This window comes from Candidatus Planktophila limnetica (assembly GCF_002288365.1).
In the GTDB taxonomy this organism is placed as follows: domain Bacteria; phylum Actinomycetota; class Actinomycetes; order Nanopelagicales; family Nanopelagicaceae; genus Planktophila; species Planktophila limnetica.
In genome coordinates this window covers 26,421-47,571 of the sequence record NZ_CP016782.1, presented here as the reverse complement: position 1 = coordinate 47,571, position 21,151 = coordinate 26,421, and the positions used below count along the sequence as shown (strand labels likewise).

Annotated in this window: 19 protein-coding genes and 1 tRNA gene; 10 read left to right on the top strand and 10 right to left on the bottom strand. The window is 44.1% G+C overall.

Annotation, left to right across the window (positions count from 1 at the left end):
- Positions 1-1,437: a GuaB1 family IMP dehydrogenase-related protein gene (locus tag PHILAsVB114_RS00250; protein WP_095697424.1), complete on the bottom strand. Its 1,437-nt coding sequence runs from the start codon at positions 1,435-1,437 to the stop codon at positions 1-3.
- Positions 1,438-1,514: 77 nt separating this feature from the next.
- Between PHILAsVB114_RS00250 and PHILAsVB114_RS00245 the strand changes: the two genes are divergently transcribed.
- Positions 1,515-2,603 (top strand): molybdopterin-dependent oxidoreductase, encoded by a 1,089-nt coding sequence (locus tag PHILAsVB114_RS00245; RefSeq protein WP_095697423.1) that lies wholly within the window; start codon positions 1,515-1,517, stop codon positions 2,601-2,603.
- A gap of 9 nt (positions 2,604-2,612) precedes the next feature.
- Positions 2,613-3,851 carry a Glu/Leu/Phe/Val family dehydrogenase gene (locus PHILAsVB114_RS00240; protein WP_095697422.1) on the top strand — a complete coding sequence of 413 codons (1,239 nt, stop codon included), beginning with the start codon at positions 2,613-2,615 and terminating at the stop codon, positions 3,849-3,851.
- Between the two features lie 3 nt (positions 3,852-3,854).
- Here PHILAsVB114_RS00240 and PHILAsVB114_RS00235 read toward each other — a convergent pair whose 3' ends face one another.
- A complete protein-coding gene (locus PHILAsVB114_RS00235) occupies positions 3,855-5,447 on the bottom strand; it encodes a metallopeptidase domain-containing protein (protein ID WP_095697421.1) in 1,593 nt (530 codons plus the stop codon).
- A gap of 112 nt (positions 5,448-5,559) precedes the next feature.
- Complete coding sequence (locus PHILAsVB114_RS00230) at positions 5,560-7,149, bottom strand: alkaline phosphatase PhoX (protein ID WP_095697420.1); 1,590 nt, start codon at positions 7,147-7,149, stop codon at positions 5,560-5,562.
- 328 nt (positions 7,150-7,477) lie between these two features.
- Here PHILAsVB114_RS00230 and PHILAsVB114_RS00225 point away from each other — a divergent pair, with 328 nt between their 5' ends.
- Both PHILAsVB114_RS00225 and PHILAsVB114_RS00220 read left to right on the top strand, forming a co-directional pair.
- Positions 7,478-7,669 (top strand): hypothetical protein, encoded by a 192-nt coding sequence (locus PHILAsVB114_RS00225; protein WP_095697419.1) that lies wholly within the window; start codon positions 7,478-7,480, stop codon positions 7,667-7,669.
- Positions 7,670-7,678: 9 nt separating this feature from the next.
- The gene (locus PHILAsVB114_RS00220) at positions 7,679-8,803 is read left to right on the top strand and encodes a hypothetical protein (protein ID WP_095697418.1); all 1,125 of its coding nucleotides are present in this window, start codon (positions 7,679-7,681) and stop codon (positions 8,801-8,803) included.
- Between the two features lies 1 nt (position 8,804).
- Here PHILAsVB114_RS00220 and PHILAsVB114_RS00215 read toward each other — a convergent pair.
- Positions 8,805-8,877, bottom strand: a tRNA-Arg gene (locus PHILAsVB114_RS00215).
- A gap of 170 nt (positions 8,878-9,047) precedes the next feature.
- Between PHILAsVB114_RS00215 and PHILAsVB114_RS00210 the strand changes: the two genes are divergently transcribed.
- From PHILAsVB114_RS00210 to PHILAsVB114_RS00185, 6 genes are read left to right on the top strand one after another with little or no spacing between them, the layout of a single operon-like run.
- On the top strand, positions 9,048-9,359 hold the full coding sequence (locus tag PHILAsVB114_RS00210) for a putative quinol monooxygenase (protein ID WP_095697417.1): 312 nt from the start codon (positions 9,048-9,050) through the stop codon (positions 9,357-9,359).
- A 19-nt stretch (positions 9,360-9,378) separates the two neighbouring features.
- A complete protein-coding gene (locus PHILAsVB114_RS00205; RefSeq protein WP_095697416.1) occupies positions 9,379-10,149 on the top strand; it encodes a DeoR/GlpR family DNA-binding transcription regulator in 771 nt (256 codons plus the stop codon).
- 58 nt (positions 10,150-10,207) lie between these two features.
- Positions 10,208-11,011, top strand: a complete 804-nt coding sequence (locus tag PHILAsVB114_RS00200; protein ID WP_095697415.1) for a BtpA/SgcQ family protein — start codon at positions 10,208-10,210, stop codon at positions 11,009-11,011.
- A 9-nt stretch (positions 11,012-11,020) separates the two neighbouring features.
- Positions 11,021-11,908, top strand: a complete 888-nt coding sequence (locus tag PHILAsVB114_RS00195) for an NAD(P)-dependent oxidoreductase (protein WP_095697414.1) — start codon at positions 11,021-11,023, stop codon at positions 11,906-11,908.
- A complete protein-coding gene (locus PHILAsVB114_RS00190) occupies positions 11,901-12,731 on the top strand; it encodes a class I fructose-bisphosphate aldolase (RefSeq protein WP_095697413.1) in 831 nt (276 codons plus the stop codon). The genes PHILAsVB114_RS00195 and PHILAsVB114_RS00190 overlap by 8 nt, the downstream gene beginning before the upstream one ends.
- Before the next feature lie 5 nt (positions 12,732-12,736).
- Positions 12,737-13,765 (top strand): zinc-dependent alcohol dehydrogenase, encoded by a 1,029-nt coding sequence (locus tag PHILAsVB114_RS00185; RefSeq protein ID WP_095697412.1) that lies wholly within the window; start codon positions 12,737-12,739, stop codon positions 13,763-13,765.
- 6 nt (positions 13,766-13,771) lie between these two features.
- Here PHILAsVB114_RS00185 and PHILAsVB114_RS00180 read toward each other — a convergent pair whose 3' ends face one another.
- From PHILAsVB114_RS00180 to PHILAsVB114_RS00155, 6 genes are all read right to left on the bottom strand, one after another.
- Entirely contained in the window at positions 13,772-15,307 is a 1,536-nt protein-coding gene (locus tag PHILAsVB114_RS00180) for an FGGY-family carbohydrate kinase (RefSeq protein ID WP_095697411.1), read from the bottom strand.
- 23 nt (positions 15,308-15,330) lie between these two features.
- Positions 15,331-16,419, bottom strand: a complete 1,089-nt coding sequence (locus PHILAsVB114_RS00175; RefSeq protein ID WP_095697410.1) for a M42 family metallopeptidase — start codon at positions 16,417-16,419, stop codon at positions 15,331-15,333.
- Positions 16,419-17,441, bottom strand: a complete 1,023-nt coding sequence (locus PHILAsVB114_RS00170; RefSeq protein ID WP_095697409.1) for an ABC transporter permease — start codon at positions 17,439-17,441, stop codon at positions 16,419-16,421. The genes PHILAsVB114_RS00175 and PHILAsVB114_RS00170 overlap by 1 nt, the downstream gene beginning before the upstream one ends.
- Positions 17,441-18,463, bottom strand: coding sequence for an ABC transporter permease (locus PHILAsVB114_RS00165; RefSeq protein WP_095697408.1), 1,023 nt, complete (start codon positions 18,461-18,463; stop codon positions 17,441-17,443). Before PHILAsVB114_RS00165 ends, PHILAsVB114_RS00170 begins: the two co-directional genes overlap by 1 nt.
- 2 nt (positions 18,464-18,465) lie before the next feature.
- Positions 18,466-19,962: a sugar ABC transporter ATP-binding protein gene (locus tag PHILAsVB114_RS00160; protein WP_095697407.1), complete on the bottom strand. Its 1,497-nt coding sequence runs from the start codon at positions 19,960-19,962 to the stop codon at positions 18,466-18,468.
- A 119-nt stretch (positions 19,963-20,081) separates the two neighbouring features.
- Complete coding sequence (locus tag PHILAsVB114_RS00155; protein WP_095697406.1) at positions 20,082-21,080, bottom strand: substrate-binding domain-containing protein; 999 nt, start codon at positions 21,078-21,080, stop codon at positions 20,082-20,084.
- Positions 21,081-21,151: the final 71 nt, after the last annotated feature.

Here is a 21,151-nt window from a genome sequence, read left to right as displayed (position 1 = left end):
TTAAATAGTCCACGACGAATGCAGTGGTCGGCCTTCGGCATAACCTGCTGAAGATTGAATGCCGACTACTGCTTTGTCTGCAAACTCATCAAGGGTTTTCGCTCCGGCATATGTGCAAGATGATCTAAGCCCGGCGATAATTTCATCGAGTAAATCTTCAACGCCTGGACGTTGTGGATTTAAATACATGCGAGATGTTGAGATACCTTCTTCAAACAGCGCTTTACGCGCACGATCAAATGCATCTTCTTGAGTGGTGCGGGCTGCAACTGCGCGAGCAGATGCCATTCCAAAGGATTCTTTAAATAAACGCCCTGTTGAATCTGTCTGCACATCCCCAGGGGATTCATGAGTACCTGCAAACCAAGAACCGATCATCACATTTGATGCACCAGCGGCTAACGCCAGTGCAACATCTCGCGGATGGCGCACGCCACCATCTGCCCAAACAAACTTTCCTTTTTTCTTTGCAGCAGCAGCACACTCAAGTACCGCAGAAAATTGTGGGCGGCCAACACCTGTTTGCATGCGTGTTGTGCACATCGCGCCCGGTCCAACGCCAACTTTCACAATGTCGGCGCCTGCATCGATTAAATCTTCTGTGCCCGCAGCCGTTACAACGTTGCCTGCAACTAATGGCACCTGTGGATTAAGAGCTTTGATCACTTTAAGTGCTTCAAACATCTTCTTCTGATGACCGTGAGCTGTATCAATTACAAGTACATCTGCGCCCGAATCAAGAAGTGCTCGTGCTTTACCCGCCACATCTCCGTTAATTCCAATGGCTGCAGCGATGCGTAACTTATTGTGTGCATCAACTGCGGGGGCATATAAAGTGCTGCGAAGTGCACCGACTCGGGTAAGAATGCCTGATAACTCGCCTTTACCATTTACAACTGGAGCAAGTTTGCGTCGGTTATCGTGCAAGAAATCAAATGCTTGGCGTGCATCGGCATTATCATTTAGCGTTACTAAATCCTTGCTCATCACTGTGTGCAGTTGTGTGAAGCGATCAACGCCAGCGCAATCTTCTTCAGTCACGATTCCCACAGGTTTGTTGTTTTCAACAATGACAACTGCGCCATGTGCTCGCTTTGATAACAAGCTCACCGCATCTGCAACCGTTTGTTGTGGAGACAAAGTAAGAGGAGTATCAAAGAATGTGTGACGGGATTTAACCCATTTAATAACGCTATCTACAACGTCCAGTGGAATATCTTGTGGAATAACCACAAGCCCGCCACGACGAGCAATTGTCTCTGCCATGCGGCGACCAGATACTGCAGTCATATTCGCTACAACGAGTGGAATAGTTGTTCCGGAACCATCATGTGAAGTCAGATCAACTTCCATACGAGATGAGAGTTCGGATTTGCTCGGCACCATGAATACATCGTCATAGGTGAGGTCGTGGCTCGGATTATTTATGAATCGCACGTTGGCTAACTCTATATCTGGTGCGGGGCAAAGTTCTAGAAAGGCCAAAATATAAGCCTGCTGTTACCCTTTTAAGCATGTCTTCGGAGAACTCACGACCTGGAATCTCTCGTCGAAATCTATTCAAAATAGGTGGCGGTGTTGTAGCAGCAACAATCCTGGGCTCGGGCACTTATGCATACTTACATCGTGGTGCAAGCGTTCAACTAGAACGTTTAGGAATATCTCTTCCTAAAGCATTAAATCCACTACCCGCACCACCTGCCGATCCGGCTCTAGAAGTTGAAAAGCTCTCAACCTTGTTCACACCTAATGACAAGTTTTTCATTATTGATAACGCAGTTGTTGTTCCACAGGTAGATACGGCAAATTGGAAGTTAACAATTGATGGAATGGTTAAAAACCCAATAACTCTTTCATACGATGAATTACTTGCTAGGCCAATCATCGAAGTCGATGACACGATTGCTTGTGTCTCTAATTGGGTGGGCGGACCATATGTTGGCAATGCCCGCTGGCTTGGTGTGCGACTAGATGATCTGATCAATGAAGCCAGACCATCTCGAGATGCTGATCAAATCATGAGTCACTCTGTTGATGATTTTACTGCCGGATTCCCCACTGCAACCTTAGATGGGCGAGATGCAATTATCGCGGTCGGTATGAATGGTGAAGTACTACCAGTTAAGAATGGTTTTCCTGCCAGACTCATTGTTCCCGGCTTATATGGATATGTATCTGCAACAAAGTGGTTATCTCGCTTAGAGCTCACTCGTTTTGATCTTAAGCAGGGTTATTGGATTAAAAAGGGTTGGGCAAAATTTGCGCCAATTAAAATGCAATCACGAATTGATACGCCCTACGTTGAAGAAACTTTCGCGGCCGGCAAAAGAGCAATTGCGGGAGTTGCCTGGGCGCATAACGTTGGCATTGAAAAAGTAGAAGTAAAAATAGATTGGGATCAATGGCGCGAAGCAAATCTAGGACCTGAGTTAAATAACACCACGTGGCGCCAGTGGTGGCTTGATTGGGATGTGCAACCAGGAAAACACAAGATTCAAGTGCGTGCAGTCAATAAAAAAGGTGATATTCAAACGAGTGTTAAAAAAGATGTATTACCTAATGGCGCTCAGGGGTGGCACACAATCACTGTCTTTGCCGAGTAGTATCGGGGTATGACAAAGGAGTCAGCTCTTGATACCGCGCGTTCGCAATTACGACGCGCTGTAGAACTTTTACAACTCTCCGAAAACGACTGGCAAACTCTTTCAACACCGCGGCGTATTCTAGAAGTCGCTGTTCCACTTCGCCGAGATAACGGCAATGTTGAAATGTATAAAGGTTTCCGCGTTCAATACTCAACAACTCGTGGCCCATCAAAGGGCGGTGTTCGCTTTCACCCAGACATAGATATGGATGAAACCGTCGCACTTGCAATGCTTATGACGTGGAAGTGCGCACTTACTAATTTGCCTTACGGCGGCGCAAAAGGTGGCATCGCAGTTGATGCACACACGCTTTCACTTACAGAAAATGAACGACTCACACGTCGTTACACATCTGAAATTTTGCCAATCATCGGACCAGAGCGCGATATCCCAGCACCAGATGTTGGAACAGATGAACGCAATATGGCGTGGATGATGGATACATACTCTGTTAACGCTGGTTTCTCTGTCCCTGGTGTTGTTACAGGAAAGCCAATTGTTCTCGGCGGTTCGCTTGGTCGCACATCTGCAACTGGTGATGGTGTTGCCATCTCAACTATTGAAGCGCTTCGCGTTAAAGGAATTGATCCAAAGGGTGCCACGGTTGCTATTCAAGGTTTCGGAAAAGTTGGTTACTGGGCAGCAATTGCTTTAGAAAACATGGGATTAAAAGTTGTCGCAGTCAGTGATGTGCAGGGCGGCATTAAAGGATTTAAGAGCGTCAAGGAAGTCTGGGATCATCACCTTGCACATGGCAACATCAATGTTCCTGGCTCAGACAAACTCACACAAGATGAGTTGCTTCACCTCGATGTTGATGTATTAATCCCTGCAGCTCTCGCTGATTCAATTACTGAAAAAACAGCGACAGGAATTAAGGCTAAGATCATTGTTGAAGGCGCAAACGCGCCAACCACACCTGGTGGAGATGCGATTATCAACGATAAAGGCATTCTTGTTGTGCCAGATATTTTGGCTAACTCAGGCGGTGTAATCGTTTCATACTTCGAATGGGTACAAGATAAGCAGAATTACTTCTGGAGCGCTGATGAAGTTAAATCAAACCTCAATGACATCATGATGCGATCATTTAAAGAAGTTGAAGAGATGGCAAAGTCTAAGAAAGTTTCATGGCGCGAAGCAGCACACATGATTGGTGTTGCGCGCGTTGCAGAAGCACATAGGTTGCGCGGGCTTTATCCATAAGAGTTAAGAAACTCTTACTTTGTCTCCATTAGAATCTTGAGTCAGAATTTCAATAGTTACACCATCGACAACAATTTTATCGCCAGTTTTTAAAGCAGCATCTGAAAAATCCAGTGCAGTCGAACCAGTGCGACGTTGTGTGCTCCAACCGCCTTGAATACTCATCACAGTCATATCAACTGTGTAAACCAATGTTCCAGCCTGACTCGGGCTTAACACGTCTAGACCTTCATTCCGACGAGATTCAATTACGAGAATTTTCGTATCGCTGAGCTTTATGGTGACCGCCTTTACTCCAGAATCAACTCTTGCGATTGGAGATACGACCACTTCTGTTGCAGATAAATTGGATTTATCTAGACATCTAACTTGGTTATCTGTTAACCACCCTTGTATGTATCTATTCCAAGCATTTAATTCAATTGCTGCATTGGACCAATTAAGCGACATTAGATCCCAAGATCCATACGTGGATGGTTTTGTACTGAGGGTATAAAGATCATGCAAACCAAATAGGTGTCCGGTTTCGTGAGAAATCCATTTCCAGCCCGCACCTGGAAAATTTTGGTATGCATCTGCACCTGAGAATGTTGAATTCTTAATTGCTCCATCTTTTGATTGTAAATCAATTGGAAATGCTGGTCCGTAGGCAATTGAATCCCAAGGGATTGTGCGGGGGCTTAAGAAATAAGCCACATCGTATTTACTGAAATCAATTTCTGTATCCGTGCCCGATATTAATGCATTTACATATCCCCAGGAGTCTCCGCTGTTCCATTTTCCAAGATTAAACTTTGTTGATTCAAAGGGCATTCGAATAAATTTGTCGGTATAGGTGAAGCTGAAAGAAACCCGATTCCCAGACATTTTTTTATAAAAAGTCTGCATTCCGTCTGTCATTTCAGAGAATTCTGTTGCGGGATTTCCAGTACTTTGAACATCTGGAAAATCAACTCCTACAACGATTGCTCGGATTACACCATTGCTTGTTAACCGACTACTTCTTTTTGGGAAACCCATGTTCATGTTGGAGTTTCCATCTTGACCAAGCAGTTGGCAGACATTAGCTGGCTTGAAGACAGGGGTGATAGTTTCTTCGCTTCCAAACCATTCCCAATTACCTGGCGAATAAATTTTCCATCGAACGATGCTTCCGCTTTGTAAAGTTACAGTTTTAAAAGGTTGATAAGGGTTTGTACTCGGGCAAGTGGCAATTGATTCCCACCCATCAGGCCCACCGAGGTCTTTCCAATTGGATCCATCTTTCAATTGAAGTGTGGCTGATACTCGAGCATGGCAACCTGATGGCAAATTTTTTTGAGTTACTTCCTGCGGCCCCGTTGGAATAGATTGTTGAATCGGTTCGGAAACTGGGATTCCTGCTACAGGTTTTACGATTAAGGAACCTTTGTTCCAAATAAGTTTCTTGTTTACTTTTATACAAGTGAATTTTTTATTCTGAAACTCTTTAATTATTCCTGACTTTGTACAAGAAGCTCCACTCTTTGGGTTTGCAGCAGCAAACGCCTGTGCGGGGAGCATGAGCACAACCAAAAGTCCACATGCAAAAAGTTTGGTTGTCGTCTTCGGCTTCATTTGCAAATCTTATTCCTCGAGAGCGGTTAAGTTAAGAGCTAATCCCACCCTCGTGGCTCATTAGAAAACAAATAAGGGGCAGAGGTATCTCTGCCCCTTATTTGTTTAGTTTTTAGAGGCCGTAGACTTTTTTCCAGTCCGTAACCTTCATTACATACCACTGTCCACCTTCAATAGCTGTTGCAAGATTTGCGACCGCTGTTGCATCGGTAATGTCCATGCGAGCCTTAGCAGCTGGTGCGTGAACCTGAGCGTTGAACATGAAATATGTTGCTTTATCTGAACTTCCCTTCTTAAGGAAGCTAGTCACATCAATAATTCCGCTGGACTCTTCATCGTTTGTGATGAAGTCTGCTCCACCTTTTTTGAAGTATTGATCTTTGAACTTAGCAACTACACCAAGTGCGCCATCAGAGATTCTGTAGGCAACAATGCGAGCGATTGCATCATTTCTGCCTGGATCTTCCTGAATCAAAAGATTGCCTTTATTATCAATTGTGATGTTATCTGGCTTGCTCATGTAGACATCTTCTGAGCCATCTAATAACATTTCAAGAGTTCCACCCTTAAGAGGATTGGCTACATCATCAAAACGTAGGCGCCATAGCGCTCCACCGTCACGAGATGCGCCTGGATATTCTGGATTACCAGTTGTTGCTTTTGAATCCTTATTTGATTCAGTAGTTACGAAGTAATAGTCATTTGGATTCTTAGGATCAAAGTGACCATCTTCTACGCGTGAAAGACGAAGTCCTTTTTCGAGGGCTTTATCATTCTGCTCTTTACCGCTGAGCAAATAGTTGATTTCTGTGAACTCAACTGGAATCGGGCTGTTCTTTCCAAAGAGAGAACGGATCTGGTTGTCATCTCCTGGGAAGCCGCTAAGAACATAATTCTTACCGTTTGTAAGTCCAGCCTTTTGATAGAAAGTGCCTGACTTCTGCTTCTTGCCAACATACATAAACAACTGGCTAGCAACTGCTGCGCCATCTTCGTTGCTCATAACTGCTGTGACATCGTTATTAGTTGGCACTGGGATGAAGTTTTCCCATGCTGCTAAACCAAATCCAGGGATCTGTGCAACGTCGCCATCCATTGTTGAAACAAATCCACGAGATTCATCGTCGCCTTCTTCACCGGTTAGATAAAGGGCATCTTTGAATCCAGCACCTGTCTTTTTATTATAAAAAGTTCCTGCTGGTGCAAGAGTTGCTGAGCAGAAACGGTTAAAAGCGTTTGTGTGATTTGGAGTTCCGTATGAATCTTTCAACGCTGCACCTAGTGGAGCAGTTGGGTTAGTTCCCCATGTTCCACTTGCATAGTCATACCAAGAAACTGTTGAAAACAAATCTTCAGCCGCTGTTGGCTTGAGAGTCTTTGGATCCAAAGTAATCTTGCTAACAAATGAACCAAGTGCTGCTCCACCTGCTGTTGTGCGAGCGGCTACAACTGGATTGGTTGCGCTTAATTCGTGGTTTGTGATGAGAGAAAGCTTCTTGCCTTCTTTAATTAATCCCATTCCATCTGGGATTCCTACAATTTGATATCCATTGACTACATCGCCAACTGTTCCGACAACATTGAGTGAAACACCTGATGCGACTGGTTCTACATAAACAGGATAACTTGCTGCAGATGCAGGAGATACTCCCACAGCAATCTGCGACGCTGCTATCGCTGCAATTACGAAGCCCTTTTTCATTTTTCTCCTTATACGAGTTAGTAGTTATCTACTGCGTCGAATATTGGCAGTTGCACATAAAACGGATGGTTACAGATTGCAGTAGATAAAGTGAACACATTGAATTTAGGAAATACTTAACCCTCTATTAACTCAATTAGTACTAACCATCTACACAAAGATATTTAAGTACCACCCGCACACCCTGTTCGTGTGTTCATCTGAGGGGATGAGTCAAAAACTGGATTGCGGGCAAAAGCGTCCAGTTTTTGCACTCCTCTTCGGTTCAATCCCGACTGAGGGCTCTAACGCACCGTATTCTTTACTTCTTACTAAATAAGGAGCACTCGTGGCAATTGTTAGCATCAATATTGAATTAATAGCAGAAATCCCTTTAACAATTAATGAATCATCTCGTGAAGAAGGTCAGTCATACGTGGACCTCGTTACTGAAGCAGCAACTGCATTTATGGAGAATAACGACCTCAACCAACTCGATTTCCAAGTAAAGATCGTTGGCGACGTTATTGCAGCTGAGTAATTACTTATTATGACTAAAAAGCTTCTCATTGCTGTTCTGGCTGGAATGCTTGCATTTCCTGCAACAGCTAATGCCGCAATTAAAGATGGCAGTGCGTGTAAGAAGTTTGGTCAGGTTCAGAGTTCCAATTCGGTTAAATTCGTTTGTACTAAGGTTGCTAAAAAGCTGCTCTGGAAGTCAATTTCTAAAACTACGCCTGTAGTTGTAAAGCCAACTAGTTTTGCCAATCTGGAATCTAATTACAAAGGAATTCCTGATGCTGTTTGGGCTAATGCAAAGAAGCTCTTGGATCAGCCTTTGAGTGCGCCGATTAAAATAGAAGTGGAAAAAGGACCATCTACAAAAATCCTATACAACTATTCAGAAATTGAATATGGAATTTCTAGGGCCAATCAACTTGGAGCAAGCTTTCCTCGACAATCTAAGTTTTTAGTGATTGCATTTAATTTCCAAGACAGGGATTGGGCTAAAACTCGCCTGGGAACGATCGAATCTCCCTTCACATTAAGTGACACATTTGCCGACCAAGTCAGTGTTGCATGTACTTCTGCATCAGAATGTGACGGCGCCTTCGGAAATATCTCCTTAGATTCAGGCTTGATTACTCAGGCCACATCTGGTTTGCCAAATTCTATGAATACAAAAATTTCAACTATTAGATCTCATTACGCCCACGAAACCACCCACACGATTCAGAAATCCATATATAAGAAGTATGGATTAAAGAAATTCTCAATCCCTTGTTGGTTCTCTGAAGGACAACCGCAAGTGGTTGGCCAAACTTCAGCTAGTGAAAGTCTCGCTTCTTATTCAGTTAATCGTTATAACTGGCTTCGTCCGCCATTGCGCGGTCTACCTGATTTTTCAGAAGCAAGTATTAACAAGTTCTTTGATTTGCAACATCAACAACCGTGCGACGCTGCATCTCGACAACACATATATGACATTGGATTTATAGCTGTTGAGGCGCTTGTTTCAATTGGTGGAATTTCATCCACATTTGAAGTACTTGATAAGTACGCTTCAGGAATGACCTTCGACCAAGCTTTCGAAAAGGTTTATGGGATCTCTTGGGTGAGCGCTAAGCCAATTCTTGTTCGAGTGGTTTCAAAGCAATACTTAGAAGCTAATTAAGTGCGCCCGAAGGGATTCGAACCCCTAACCTTCTGATCCGTAGTCAGATGCTCTATCCGTTGAGCTACGGGCGCTTAATGCGTGTGAATCCTACCTGTTTTTTATATGCCCCCCAAACGTTTCGAAAGCCTTTTATTGCCTTGTTTTACGCACGGATTTCCTATCCAAAAGACTCTATTGCTTTTGCACTCACATCAGTAAACTCGGGCTCATACTTTTTTAACTGATATCAAAGAGGGAAGTCATGATTGTTACTGCGATATTTAAAGCAAAGCCAGGAAAAGAAAGTGAACTGCGCGAAGAACTACATGGTGGCGCGAGCGCTTCGTGGGATGAGGTTGGCGTGCGGGGATATCACGTGCACGAGTTAATTGATCAACCTGGAACTTTTATGAATATTGAAGTGTATAAAGATGAGGCTGCATTCCAATCACACTTAGAAACGCCTCATGTCAAATCCTTCTTAGGAAAATTAGATGATCTATTGGCAGAGCCACTAACCGTATATCAAGGTAAGGCTTTGTTTGGAGGAGAGAATTCGAAGGCTGCTCTTTAGTCTGTAGGATTCCTTAATTATGCGCCGTTTACTATCTGTTGAGCGTCACCAGAAAATTCTCGAAAGAGTTGCATCTGAAAACGCAGTAGATTTTGCAAGCCTTGCAGATGAATTAGGCGTTTCATCGATGACGGTTCGCCGCGACTTACATATTCTCGAAGAAGCCGGGTACTTAAAAACTACTCGTGGCGGCGCATCGGCGCAGTTAGTGCATTCACACGATCTCTTGTTACACCCACGGGCAATGGATCAAACGTTGGCTAAAACCCAAATCGGTCAATACGCGGCATCGCTAATTGAAAAGGGTGAAGTGATTTTCTTAGGCACTGGTTCAACTACTGCCGTCTTCGCGCAGTTCTTGCCAAATGATTTAGATTTAACTGTTATTACGCCATCTCTTCCCCACGCCTCCCAGCTTGCTTCCCGCGGTATTGAAGTAATTAGTACTGGCGGTGTTATTGCCACAGCGGATTTGGCCCAGACTGGTGTGATCGCACAAGAAACAATTAACCGCTTTGTTGCGAGTAGAACAATTATTGGCTCCGGTGGAGTTTCAAAGAACGGTGGGCTAACTGAGTTTGATCAGGTGATTGCAGATATCAACCGTTCAATGGTTGAAAGGTGCGAAGAAGTAATTGTCTTGGTCGATCCATCTAAGGGTGGCGTGACAGCTAATTACCGTGTGGCAGGCATTGATATCGTCGATGAATTTGTGACATCTAGTGATGGCAAGGAGTCGATGCAGCGCCAACTTGGGCCTGCGGCGACGATATTGACCCCGAACGGGTAACATTTCATCACATATTTTGTGTTAGATTTTGTCCCTACAGAGGGGTTGAAATCGAACCATGAGCATCGAATTATCTTCAATTTTCAAGGCGTCCAAGCCAATTATCGGAATGGTGCACTTACCGGCATCTCCAGGACAGCCTCAATTTAAAAGTAAGCCAGATCTAAAGGCGATGATTGCAGCTGTTACAGCCGATGTGAAAGCTTTGCAAGATGGTGGAATCGATGGACTCTTATTTTGTAATGAGAGCGATCTTCCTTATACAACTCGTGTGAACTCCGAAGTCGGTGCATGGACAACGTTCATGATCGGTGCGGTCCATGATCAATTGAAATTGCCTTACGGTGTAAATCTGCTGTGGGATCCAATTGCATCTATCGAAGCAGCATCTGCTTGCGGTGCATCCTTTGTTCGCGAAGTTATGTGTGGCTCTTTTGCAAGTGACATGGGGCCATTGGCACCGGACCCTGCTTTTGTTGCACAGACTCGCACGCGTTTAAAGGCAGAGCACATCGCACTCTTTACAAACATTGTTCCTGAATTTGCTTCCGCCCTCGAAGGTCGCACCGTTGCTCAACGCGCAAAGGCTGCTGAGTACTTTGGCTTTGATGCAATCTTGATTTCTGGACCAGTTGCAGGTGTTGCCTATAGCAGTGAAGATTTATTGGCCGCAAAAGAAACAGCGAAGAAGATTCCTGTCTTTGCAAACACTGGTGTTAATGCCACAACCATTGCCGATACTTTAAAGATTGCAGATGGCGTAATTGCTGGCAGCAGCATGAAGGTAGATGGAAAGACTTTTAATCCTGTAGATCCAAAACGAGTCATCGAACTTGTTTCGGCTGCAAATAAATCTCGTTAGGAGATATTCATGGCAAAGGTAAGTTTTATTGGGCTTGGAATTATGGGCTCTGGCATGGTCGCAAATCTTGTTAAGGCCGGCCACGATGTAACAGTCTGGAATAGAAGCGACAGTAAGTATGCAGCAATTGAAAAAGTTGGCGCGAAAACTGTTAGCGATCCAACACAATTGTTAGCCGGTGCTGACTTTCTTATGTACTGCCTTGCAGATGACGTTGCAGTTGATGCTCTATTTCTTAAAGGGCCAGAGCTTGCGAGTAAAGTAGAAAAATCAACGATTGTTATCGACCTTTCTACGATCGATCCTGTCACCAGCGCTGCAGAGCGAAAGGTGTATGAATCAAGGGGTATAGCGTTTCTAGACGCTCCTGTCTTCGGCACAAAGGGTGAAGCGCGCGATGGTGGTTTGTGGATTGTTATTGGTGGACCAGAAGATGTTTATAAGAAGTCTTTGCCGGTTCTAGAGCCAATTAGCGAAACCCTTCATTACATGGGCGTAGGCGGCAATGGCACAAAGATGAAACTAGTGGGCAACTTACTTGTTGCATCCCAAATTGTTTCTATCGGTGAAGCACTAACCCTGGCTAAAAAAGCTGGGCTAGACCTCACTAAAGTTCTTGAAGTTGCCGCTGTTGCAGATTTTAAAACTCCAATTTATGCAGGCGTAGGCGCCGGTGTGATTAAGGATGATTACGAAGTTAACTTTCCATTGAAGTTAATGTTAAAAGATGCTCGACTCATTCAAGCATTTGCAAGCCGACTTAACTCTCCTGTTTCCATTGCTGTGACAACAGAGGAGTTAGCAAAAGAGGGCGTGGACGCGGGCATGGGAGAACTAAACGCTTCGGCAATCGTCAAAGTGATTTCTAATCGTGCAGGAGTGAACTTAAGTGAATAAGCGCCTTGAAGGAATGTTTAATCCAAAATCAGGTAAGTGCATCAATATTGCATTAGACCTTGGAATCTTTGGAGAAAGATCTTTTGCAAAAGGGATTGAAGATCTTGCAAAGTCATTGCCCGGCATCATTGACGGACAGCCAGATGCAATTCAGTTAAACCCAGGTGGACTCAAGATTTTTAACTCACTGAATTTAAAGACAGATGTGGCTATCGCGTTGCGTCTTGATGTGACTAACGCCTATGAAGCGCGCGATATTGAATACTCATGGGACACCGCAAATCTTGCCACCCTTTCCGATGCTTTTGATAAGCGCGTAAAAGTTGTTGTACTTAACCTTCTTAACATCGATGAGAACTCTCGTCTGCAAGAGCAATGCGTGCAGAACATTCAGTTAATTGGCGCTAAGTGCCGCGAAGAAGGAATTCCGCTGATGGTTGAACCTCTTGTGATGACTGCAAAGTCAGGAACCGGAACTACTTCTGTGGGCGATGTAAATAAGATTGCAGCCCTTGTGCGACAGGCTGTAGAACTAGGCGCCGACCTCATAAAGGTCGATCCGACAGTGCCTATGACTGATTTCAATCAGATCGTTGAGATTGCATCCGGTGTGCCAGTACTTGTTCGTGGTGGTGGCTCAGTGCCTCCTCGCGAATTACTGGAGCGCACACGCATTGCAATTGATTCTGGTGCATCTGGAGTTGTTTATGGTCGAAATATTGTCCAACATCCAACTCCAGCTAAATTCATAAAAGCTATTCGCGCCATTGTTCATAAGAACGCATCAGTTGATGAAGCAATGCTCGTTCTAGAAAAGAAGTAGGAACAATGAGTCAGATGATGAAGGCTGCAGCAATATCTGGAGTGAAGCAGATCCAAATCGTTGATGTGCCAATGCCAGTTATTGGACCGCGCGATGTTTTGCTCAAGATCAAATCTGCAGGTCTGTGCACATGGGAACAACGCATTTACACAGGTCAAGCGAAATCTGATTACCCACTAGTTGGTGGACATGAAAATGCTGGAGAAATCGCAGCAATCGGTGAGTTAGTAACAAATGTAAAAGTTGGTGACAGAGTCACAATGGGTTCATCTTCATGTGGAACGTGCCGTGCTTGTCTTCGCGGACAAGATAAAGGGTGCGCCGAACACTTCTTAAACTTCTCCCTTAAAGGTGGTTTCTACGGTCCTGGTGGTTTTGCAGAGTACAAAATACATAGAAGCGATGGTGTTTTCCCGGTTGGTAATGCACCGTGGGATCAAGCAGCACTTGCAGAACCTTTATCGTGTGCAATACATGCTGCGCGCTTATTAGATGCGCGCTTGGGCGACACCGCAGTTGTATTTGGCGCCGGCACTATGGGATTGCTTAACTTAATGGTTTTGAAAAAATCTGGGCTTCGTGTTGCAGTTGTCGATGTCAATGAAGCTCGCCTTGCAAAGGCAACATCACTCGGCGCCGATCTCGTATTACAAGCAGGTCCAGATATTCGAGATCGCGTGAAGGCGGCATTTCTTGGAGGCGTTGATTTTTCTATCGCAGCCTATGGCAGTGAAGAAGTCAATCAAGATGCTCTAGATGTGCTCAATACACGAGGAAAAATATGCCTTTTTGCCTCTGCCCACCCAGTGACACCTTTTGCAATTGATCCAAACCTGATGCATAACCGCGAAACTTCAGCAGTTGGTGTTGTTAGCGCTGATCGCCGCGATCACGCAGTTGCAACTGATCTCATTGCAACAGGTCAGATTGATTTATCACCCATTGTTGACGCGACGTTTCCACTTATAGAAGCTGCTGCAGCCTTTGAGCGTGCAACATCTTCACCTAGTTATCGCGTGATGCTGCACCCGTAATTAGTCTTAATAACCCAATTCATGGAGTTTGTGCATTGACTCTTTTGTTGATTGATACAAATTAGAGTAAATCTCACTCAGTGGTGCATACGTTGGCGCAAGTGATGGATCTGGCTGCACAATGGTTGGCTTACCTTGCCACACGCGAATCTCTTCTGGGCTAGAGACTAATCCCACTGCAACTCCTGCAAGAAGTGCATCCCCATATGAAGCACCGAATGTAAGGGGCGCAACTTCTTGTGGCACTCCTGAAATATCACTGACGGCTTGTAACCAGACGGCATTTTTTGTGCCGCCACCAACAGATTTAATTGCGTGTGGACGTGCACCAATTGCGGTGAACAAATCAACGTGTTGTTTAAATCCGTGACCCATACCTTCAAGAATGCTTCTGAAAATATGTCCACGAGTATGCGTCAGACTTAAACCAAAGATCATTCCCTTTGCACGGGGATCCATAACTGGTGTGCGCTCTCCACTGAAATAAGGAAGTACAACTACTCCTTCAGCCCCCGGTGGCGTTGCCGCTGCTTCTTTTACTAATACTGCATAAGCGTTTTCACCGCCTGCTTCTTCGGCTGCGACCAACTCTTTTGCAAAGTTATCTTTAAACCAACGGGTCAATGATCCACTCGTTGCCATTCCTGCCAGTAAGCACCATGTGCCGGGGAAAAGATAAGGACCTGCCCATAATCTTTTATCCCGTGCTTGATCGTTATCGGTTACTTGAATCATGAAAATTGTTGAGCCATACATCATCATTAATTCACCAGGCTGTGTAACGCTAACGCTTAGTGCCTCTGCGCCCGCATCAATTGTGCCCACAGAAACAGGGGTTCCAACTGCTAAACCAGTGGCTTTTGACGCTGATTCAATGATGTGGCCCGCTAATTCATGGCTCCACATAAGCTCTGGAAGTTGATTAATATCTAAAATTTCTTTGCAGTACTTATCACTCCACTGATTTTTCCACGGGTCATACATCGGAACCATGGTGCCGGCCGAGAAGTGATCGACTACGACTCGAGAAGTTAAGCGAGCAACAATAAAAGTGGTTGCATCAACAAACCATCTGGCTTTTTTATAGACCTCAGGTTCGTTTTTCTTAATCCATAGAATCTTTGGCCCTGTTGATTGCGACGACAGAGTATTTGCTGTTGCATTAAAAATTGTGTCTTCGCCATAGATAGCGTTTAGTTCATCAATTTCTTCGACTGCTCGTGTATCAACGCCATATAAAATTCCCATGCGCAAGGGATTGAAGTTTTCATCGATAGGCAATACATCTGGGCCAATTGCACTGACGCCAACGCCTTTGATATCACTTGGTGAAACACCATCGGTAGCAAGTAATTGCTTGGATAGATTACAAAAATCTCCCCACCACGTTAGCTCTGGATCGTGTTCTGCCCAACCGGCTCGTGGAAATAAAAGCTTGTGGGCAATTGTTGCTTGCGCAATTACTTTTCCTTGCGGAGTAGTTAGGACGCCCTTTGATTCATAGGTGCCAATATCTATTCCAAGAAGTAAGTCTTGTCCCATGGCGTTATCCCCTTGTTAAAGAGTTAACCTCGAGTGAAATTCTCATCGGTTGGAAACTTCTTAACAACTCCTATGAGTAGCTTTGTGAGATCTTCTAAGTCATCAAGTGAGCAGACTTCAACGCCTGAGTGCGTGTAACGAGTTGGCCATGCGACATCTACGCATGCAATACCTCCACCAACTAACTGCACATATGAAGCATCGGTTAACAAGCCAATAGTTGCGTGACGTTGGAGATCAACTTTTTGCGCATCTGCGGCCTCTTCGATCAGTGAGAGCAAACGTGGGTGTGGAATTAATCCATTTAGTGTTCCGCGGCCATGGAATGTATATGTGCCAACTACTGGGCCGGCGCCAACTTCTACGGCATTTCCCCCATGAATATCAGGGGTATCAGATGCAGCAACTAAATCAATACTTATCGCAGCCGTTGGGTGAATTTGTTGCGCCGCAACCATTGCACCACGCAAATTGAACTCTTCTTGAACTGTTCCAACTAGATGCAACGTTACTTTTGGACGCTTCTTACTAAAGTGTTGTGCAAGCTCAACTAGAACTGCGCATCCACCGCGATCATCTAGTGACGTTGCTGCGACTCTGTTATTTACGAGTTTTTCAAAACTTGGACGATACAAAACTGGTGTGCCTATCTTTACGCCAGCAGCTGCAACTTCCTTCGCACTCGTCGCACCGATATCAACATAACACTCACCGATTGGCTTAACTATGTATTTATCTTCTGGCGGTGTGAGGTGATGGGATACAAATCCAATAACGCCATTTACTATTTTGCCTGAGGTTGTTTGCAAAACTACATTTGATGCAGCCAGGATTCGCTCAGGAACTCCACCGACTCGTTCAATTCGAATAAAGCCATTTTCTTCAACGCCCTTAACGATCATTCCGAGTGAATCGGTATGAGCAAAAATCATTAAATCTGAACCATCTGCTGATGTGCCATTTATTGTGGCAATCACATTGCCAAGTACATCGACTCGAATCTCATCAACATAATCTTCTAAATCAGCTTTGAGCTTTTTAATCATCTCATCTTCAAAACCTGACATTGCAGGGGTTAGACAGTATTTTTCTAAACGCTCGATTAGTGACATTAGGTCCTCAATGACTTAGCAATAGATTTATTGGTTCTGCGATTTTCAAGTACAACGTTTAGAATCATAACGATGATAAGTACTCCACCTTGCGCGGCAAGATAGAAGAACTGACTAAAGCGTAAAATATTAAATCCTGAGGCAACCATCTGTAGAACAACTGTTGCAAGAATTACGCCTGTAACAGTTCCGAATCCACCATTTGGATTAACGCCGCCAAGAACGACAATAACGATTGCAAGAAGAATGTATGAAGAGCCAAAGTCCGGGCTCGCAGCCGATGTGCGGGAGGCAATGATTAGCCCAGCAAGTGAAGACAAAAGACCTGAGATTAAATAAACCCACGCAATTACTTTGCGATCGCCCATAACACTGTATTGCGCTGCTTTTCGGTTAGTTCCAACAAGGAAGACTTTAAGGCCAAGAGTTGTGCGGTTGATGAAGAATCCCACAGCAAGAGCGATGACAATCATTAATACAAATGGAGTTGGGATACCAAAGAAGGTTCCATTTCCAACTCGCATGAATTGCTCTGGAAGTCCTGAGACAGACTCTCCGTTAGTCATGCCAATTGCAATTCCGTTAAAAAGAGTCATGGTTGCAAGGGTTGCAAGAATAGGTGTCACATTCAGTTGTGCGACCAAAATAGAGTTAACGGCGCCTGCTAAAACACCAACAATCGTACCGAGCACACACGCAATGATGATCCACTTGTTAGATAGGTTTTCTGACTCACCCATTTTATTTGTCATAACCCATGAAGCAACGAGAGCTGCAGCATTTGAGATGGAAACAATTGAAAGATCAATTCCACCTGTGAGCATTGAAAGCATCAGGGCAATACTTAAAATCGCAATCTCAGGGATTTGATAAGCCATCGATACGAAGTTAGATGATGTAAAGAAGATATCTTTTGAAACGTAGGAGAAGATAAAAAAGGTAAGAGCGGTAAAGATCATCAATTGTGTGATCTTGCGATCGGCAAGTAGGCCAGTGTTAAATTTACTCAAACGCTCGTTCATTATTCGCCCGCCTCATCACTTGTTGACACTCTTCGATTTTTGGCTTTTTTGCTCTCGTTAAGTGCCTGAACGGTGATACCAATAATGAGAAGCGCGCCCACTGCAGCGCGTTGCCATGAACCACTTACGCCTAGAAGAATGAGATTGCCCTTAATCAAACTGATAAGAAGTACTCCGAGAACTGTTCCAAATACCGTTCCGTAACCACCCATGATGCTTGCACCACCTAGAACAACGGCTGCAATGATGTCGAGTTCGGAACCGGTTAGATCATATGGATTAGCTTTTCTTTGTAGCGAAACATATAAAATTCCAGCAAGACCAGAAAGACCGCCTACCAACATATAAATCTTTGCCTGGGTGCGTTTAACTGAGATACCTAAACGACGTGTTGCTTCAACGCCTCCGCCAAGTGCATACACAGAGCGGCCAAACATAGTTCTGGTCAATAGAAGTGAAATAAGAATTGTCAGAATTGCTACAGGAATAATCAAAACATGCAGACGGGCAAGTGTGCCTTCTTCAGGTTGAATCTTAAGAAGATCTGCTGTTGCAAACTTATCTAGCGCTATTGGAATATCGCTGATAAAGGATGAACCGATAAATGTGAGCATGAGCCCACGGAAAATTCCAGAGGTACCAAGTGTTGCAATCAATGTGGGAATTCCAAAGGTAGCAATTGCAATTGAGTTAATCGCACCCAGGATTGTTCCGATAATAATCGCTAGTGCGATTGGCAAGAGAAGATTTTCAGGATTCCATTCAAAGCGCTGCATCAATACGACGGCTGTATAGCCGGCGAAAATACCTACGGCAGGAAATGAAATATCGATTCCACCGCTGATGATCACGATGAGCACACCGAGTGCAAAAATTAACTGCACAAATGATGATCGGAAGATGTCAAAAAGATTTGCCAGCGTGAAGAACTCAGGGCTCTTAATTCCAATAATCAACGAAAGAACGATGATTGCAATAATTAGAGCAGTTTCGTTGCGAAGAAGGAGTTTCTTAAAATTCATAATTAACTCAACTCCTTATATAGAACTTTTTCATCTAATTGCGCTTCACTAAATTCCTTTGAAATCTGGCCATTTTTAATAACAATCACACGGTGACAAATCTGAACAAGCTCAGGAATATCATCTGACACAACTAGAAAAGCCATTCCTTCTTTGGCGCGATCTCGAATAATTTCAAGAATTTCACGCTTTGATCCGATATCAACACCAACAGTTGGACCGTTAAGAATCATTAAGTGTGGGTTCATTGCCAGCCACTTTGCGAGTACTACGCGTTGTTGATTACCACCTGAAAGTGAGGTGACAGGGTTTTGAGGATTATTTGTTTTGATACGAAGGTCTTTAATCCAGCGCTCTCCTGCTTGGGCAAGACGGCTCTTTGAAAGTCTTCCGCCTTTACTTTGATATTGATCAATACCGACTGCAACTAAGTTATTAAGAATTGATTGCTCAAGAAATAAACCTTGTGTGAGGCGATCTGGTGGAACATAACCAATGCCTGCTTTGAGCGCCTCTGATGAAGAGTTTAATTTAATTGGTTTTCCGTCAACAATAATTTCGCCTGAATCAACTGGGTATTGACCAAAGATTGCTTCTGCAAGTTCTGTGCGTCCAGAACCGAGCAAACCTGTCATTCCAAGGATTTCTCCAGGAGCTATTGAAAACGAAATATTTGAAAATGTTGGCTTTGTGGTGAAGTTCTTTAATTCAACAACTTTTTTGGTTGTCTTCTTAAGTGGTGGCGCAATGCGAGTTTCGGAGACCGAGAGTCCAGTCATTGCTTTAGAAATAGCTTGACGTTTGAAGTCTGTCATTAAACCGTCGCCAACAACTTCACCATTTCGCAAAATAGTAATGGTGTTGCATATTTCTTGAATTTCATCAATCTTGTGGCTGACGAAGACTGTCGCAACGCCGCGTGCTTTGATCTGTTCTACAACTTCAAATAGACGTTTGATTTCTTTGCGTGTGAGCGCTGTTGTTGGTTCATCCATAAACAACATTTTCACACCAAGGTTTGTTGCACGAGCGATTGCGATAAGTTGCTTGGATGCGATTGAAATATCAGCAACGGATGCGTTGATATCAATATCAACGCCAATGAGGTCAAGTGCATTTGATGCAATCTCTTTAGTCTGATTCTTACTTAGTATGCGTGAATTGTTTAAAATATAGGTAGGCATCGCAATATTTTCAGCAACTGTTAAGTTTGGAAGTAAAGAAAAATCTTGGAAAATTACTTGAACGCCTTCACGGACTGCTTCACGTGGTGAGAGTTGATTAAAAGTTTTTTCGCCCAGTTGAATGATTCCTGAATCTGGGGCATGAACGCCACTCATAATTTTAATAAGTGTGGATTTACCAGAACCATTTTCGCCAGCAATACAGTGAACTTCGCCGCCTTTAACGGAGAGCGATACTCCTGATAGTGCTTTGGCGCCACCGAAACTCTTGACGATATTTTCTACGCCGTATTGCGCTGTAAGCAACTTAACCATCTCTGTGTATATGCCTTTCTGACATTTTTATGAGGCCGATTTAGTTTATTGCTATTTAAGTAAGAGTGGGGCGCGGTTTCCCGCGCCCCACTCTTTTCAAGCTGTTTTTTACTTGATCGTTAGATCTTGTACTTAGTTATGTTGTTCTTATCAACAATAACCCAAGCTGCTCCTGCCCAACCCTTTGTTGTGCCAGGGATCTTTACGATCTTGTTGTAGCCAGCGACCTTAAGGTCCATACCAGCCTTGATCTTTCCACCCTTATTAAGGATTTCAAGCATGTTCAACATTGCTTGACCTGCAAGTGCTGAATCCCAGAAGAAGATCTTGTCGATCGCTCCGGTTGCAACGTACTTGCTTGTCATTGAAGGAATTGATGTACCCATTACGCAGACCTTGTCATTTAGACCAAGTTCTTCAACAGCGCGGCCGATACCGACTACGTCGTTAGCTGATGAGCCTTCAACACCCTTGAGATCTGGGTACTTCTTTAGAAGTTCCTTTGTCTTGTTGTATGCAACATCTGCATCTTCCTTTGACTCTAGAGGATCTTCAACACGTGTGATGTTTGGATACTTAGCCTTTGCTTGTGCAAGTGCTCCAGCAACCCATTCATTGTGGCTTCCGTTAGTAAGTGTTCCAACGAATGCAGCGTACTTTCCGCTGCCGCCCATACATGCTTGTAGGTTATCCATCATAACTGCGCCGTATGCAGCGTTATTGAACGCTTCAATATCAGCATCAGCATTCTTAATTCCTGCTGCTTCGTGAGTTACAACCTTGATGCCTGCTTTTTTAGCTTTAGCAATAACACCATCGATTGAAGCTACGTCGTTAGGAACAATTCCAATACCTGTAACTTTCTGTGCAATAAGATCTTCAACCATCTTTGATTGCTTTTCTGGTGAAGCATCTGTTGCACCAGTCATTGTCGCGTCAATCTTCTTTGACTTAGCCCATGACTTAATACCTTTATCCATGTTGTCGAACCAGCCGACGCCGATCAACTTAACGGAGATTACATAACGCTTCTTTGCTGCAGCTTGGCTTGTTGAGATGCCAGCTGAAACCAAGAGCGCTGTCGCAGCAACAACTGCGATGAGCTTGTACTTCTTCATTCGTGCTCCTTTTGTGTTACCTCTGCAGGGGATCGGGACAGGTTGACCCCGTAGGTAAGGACGAATATATT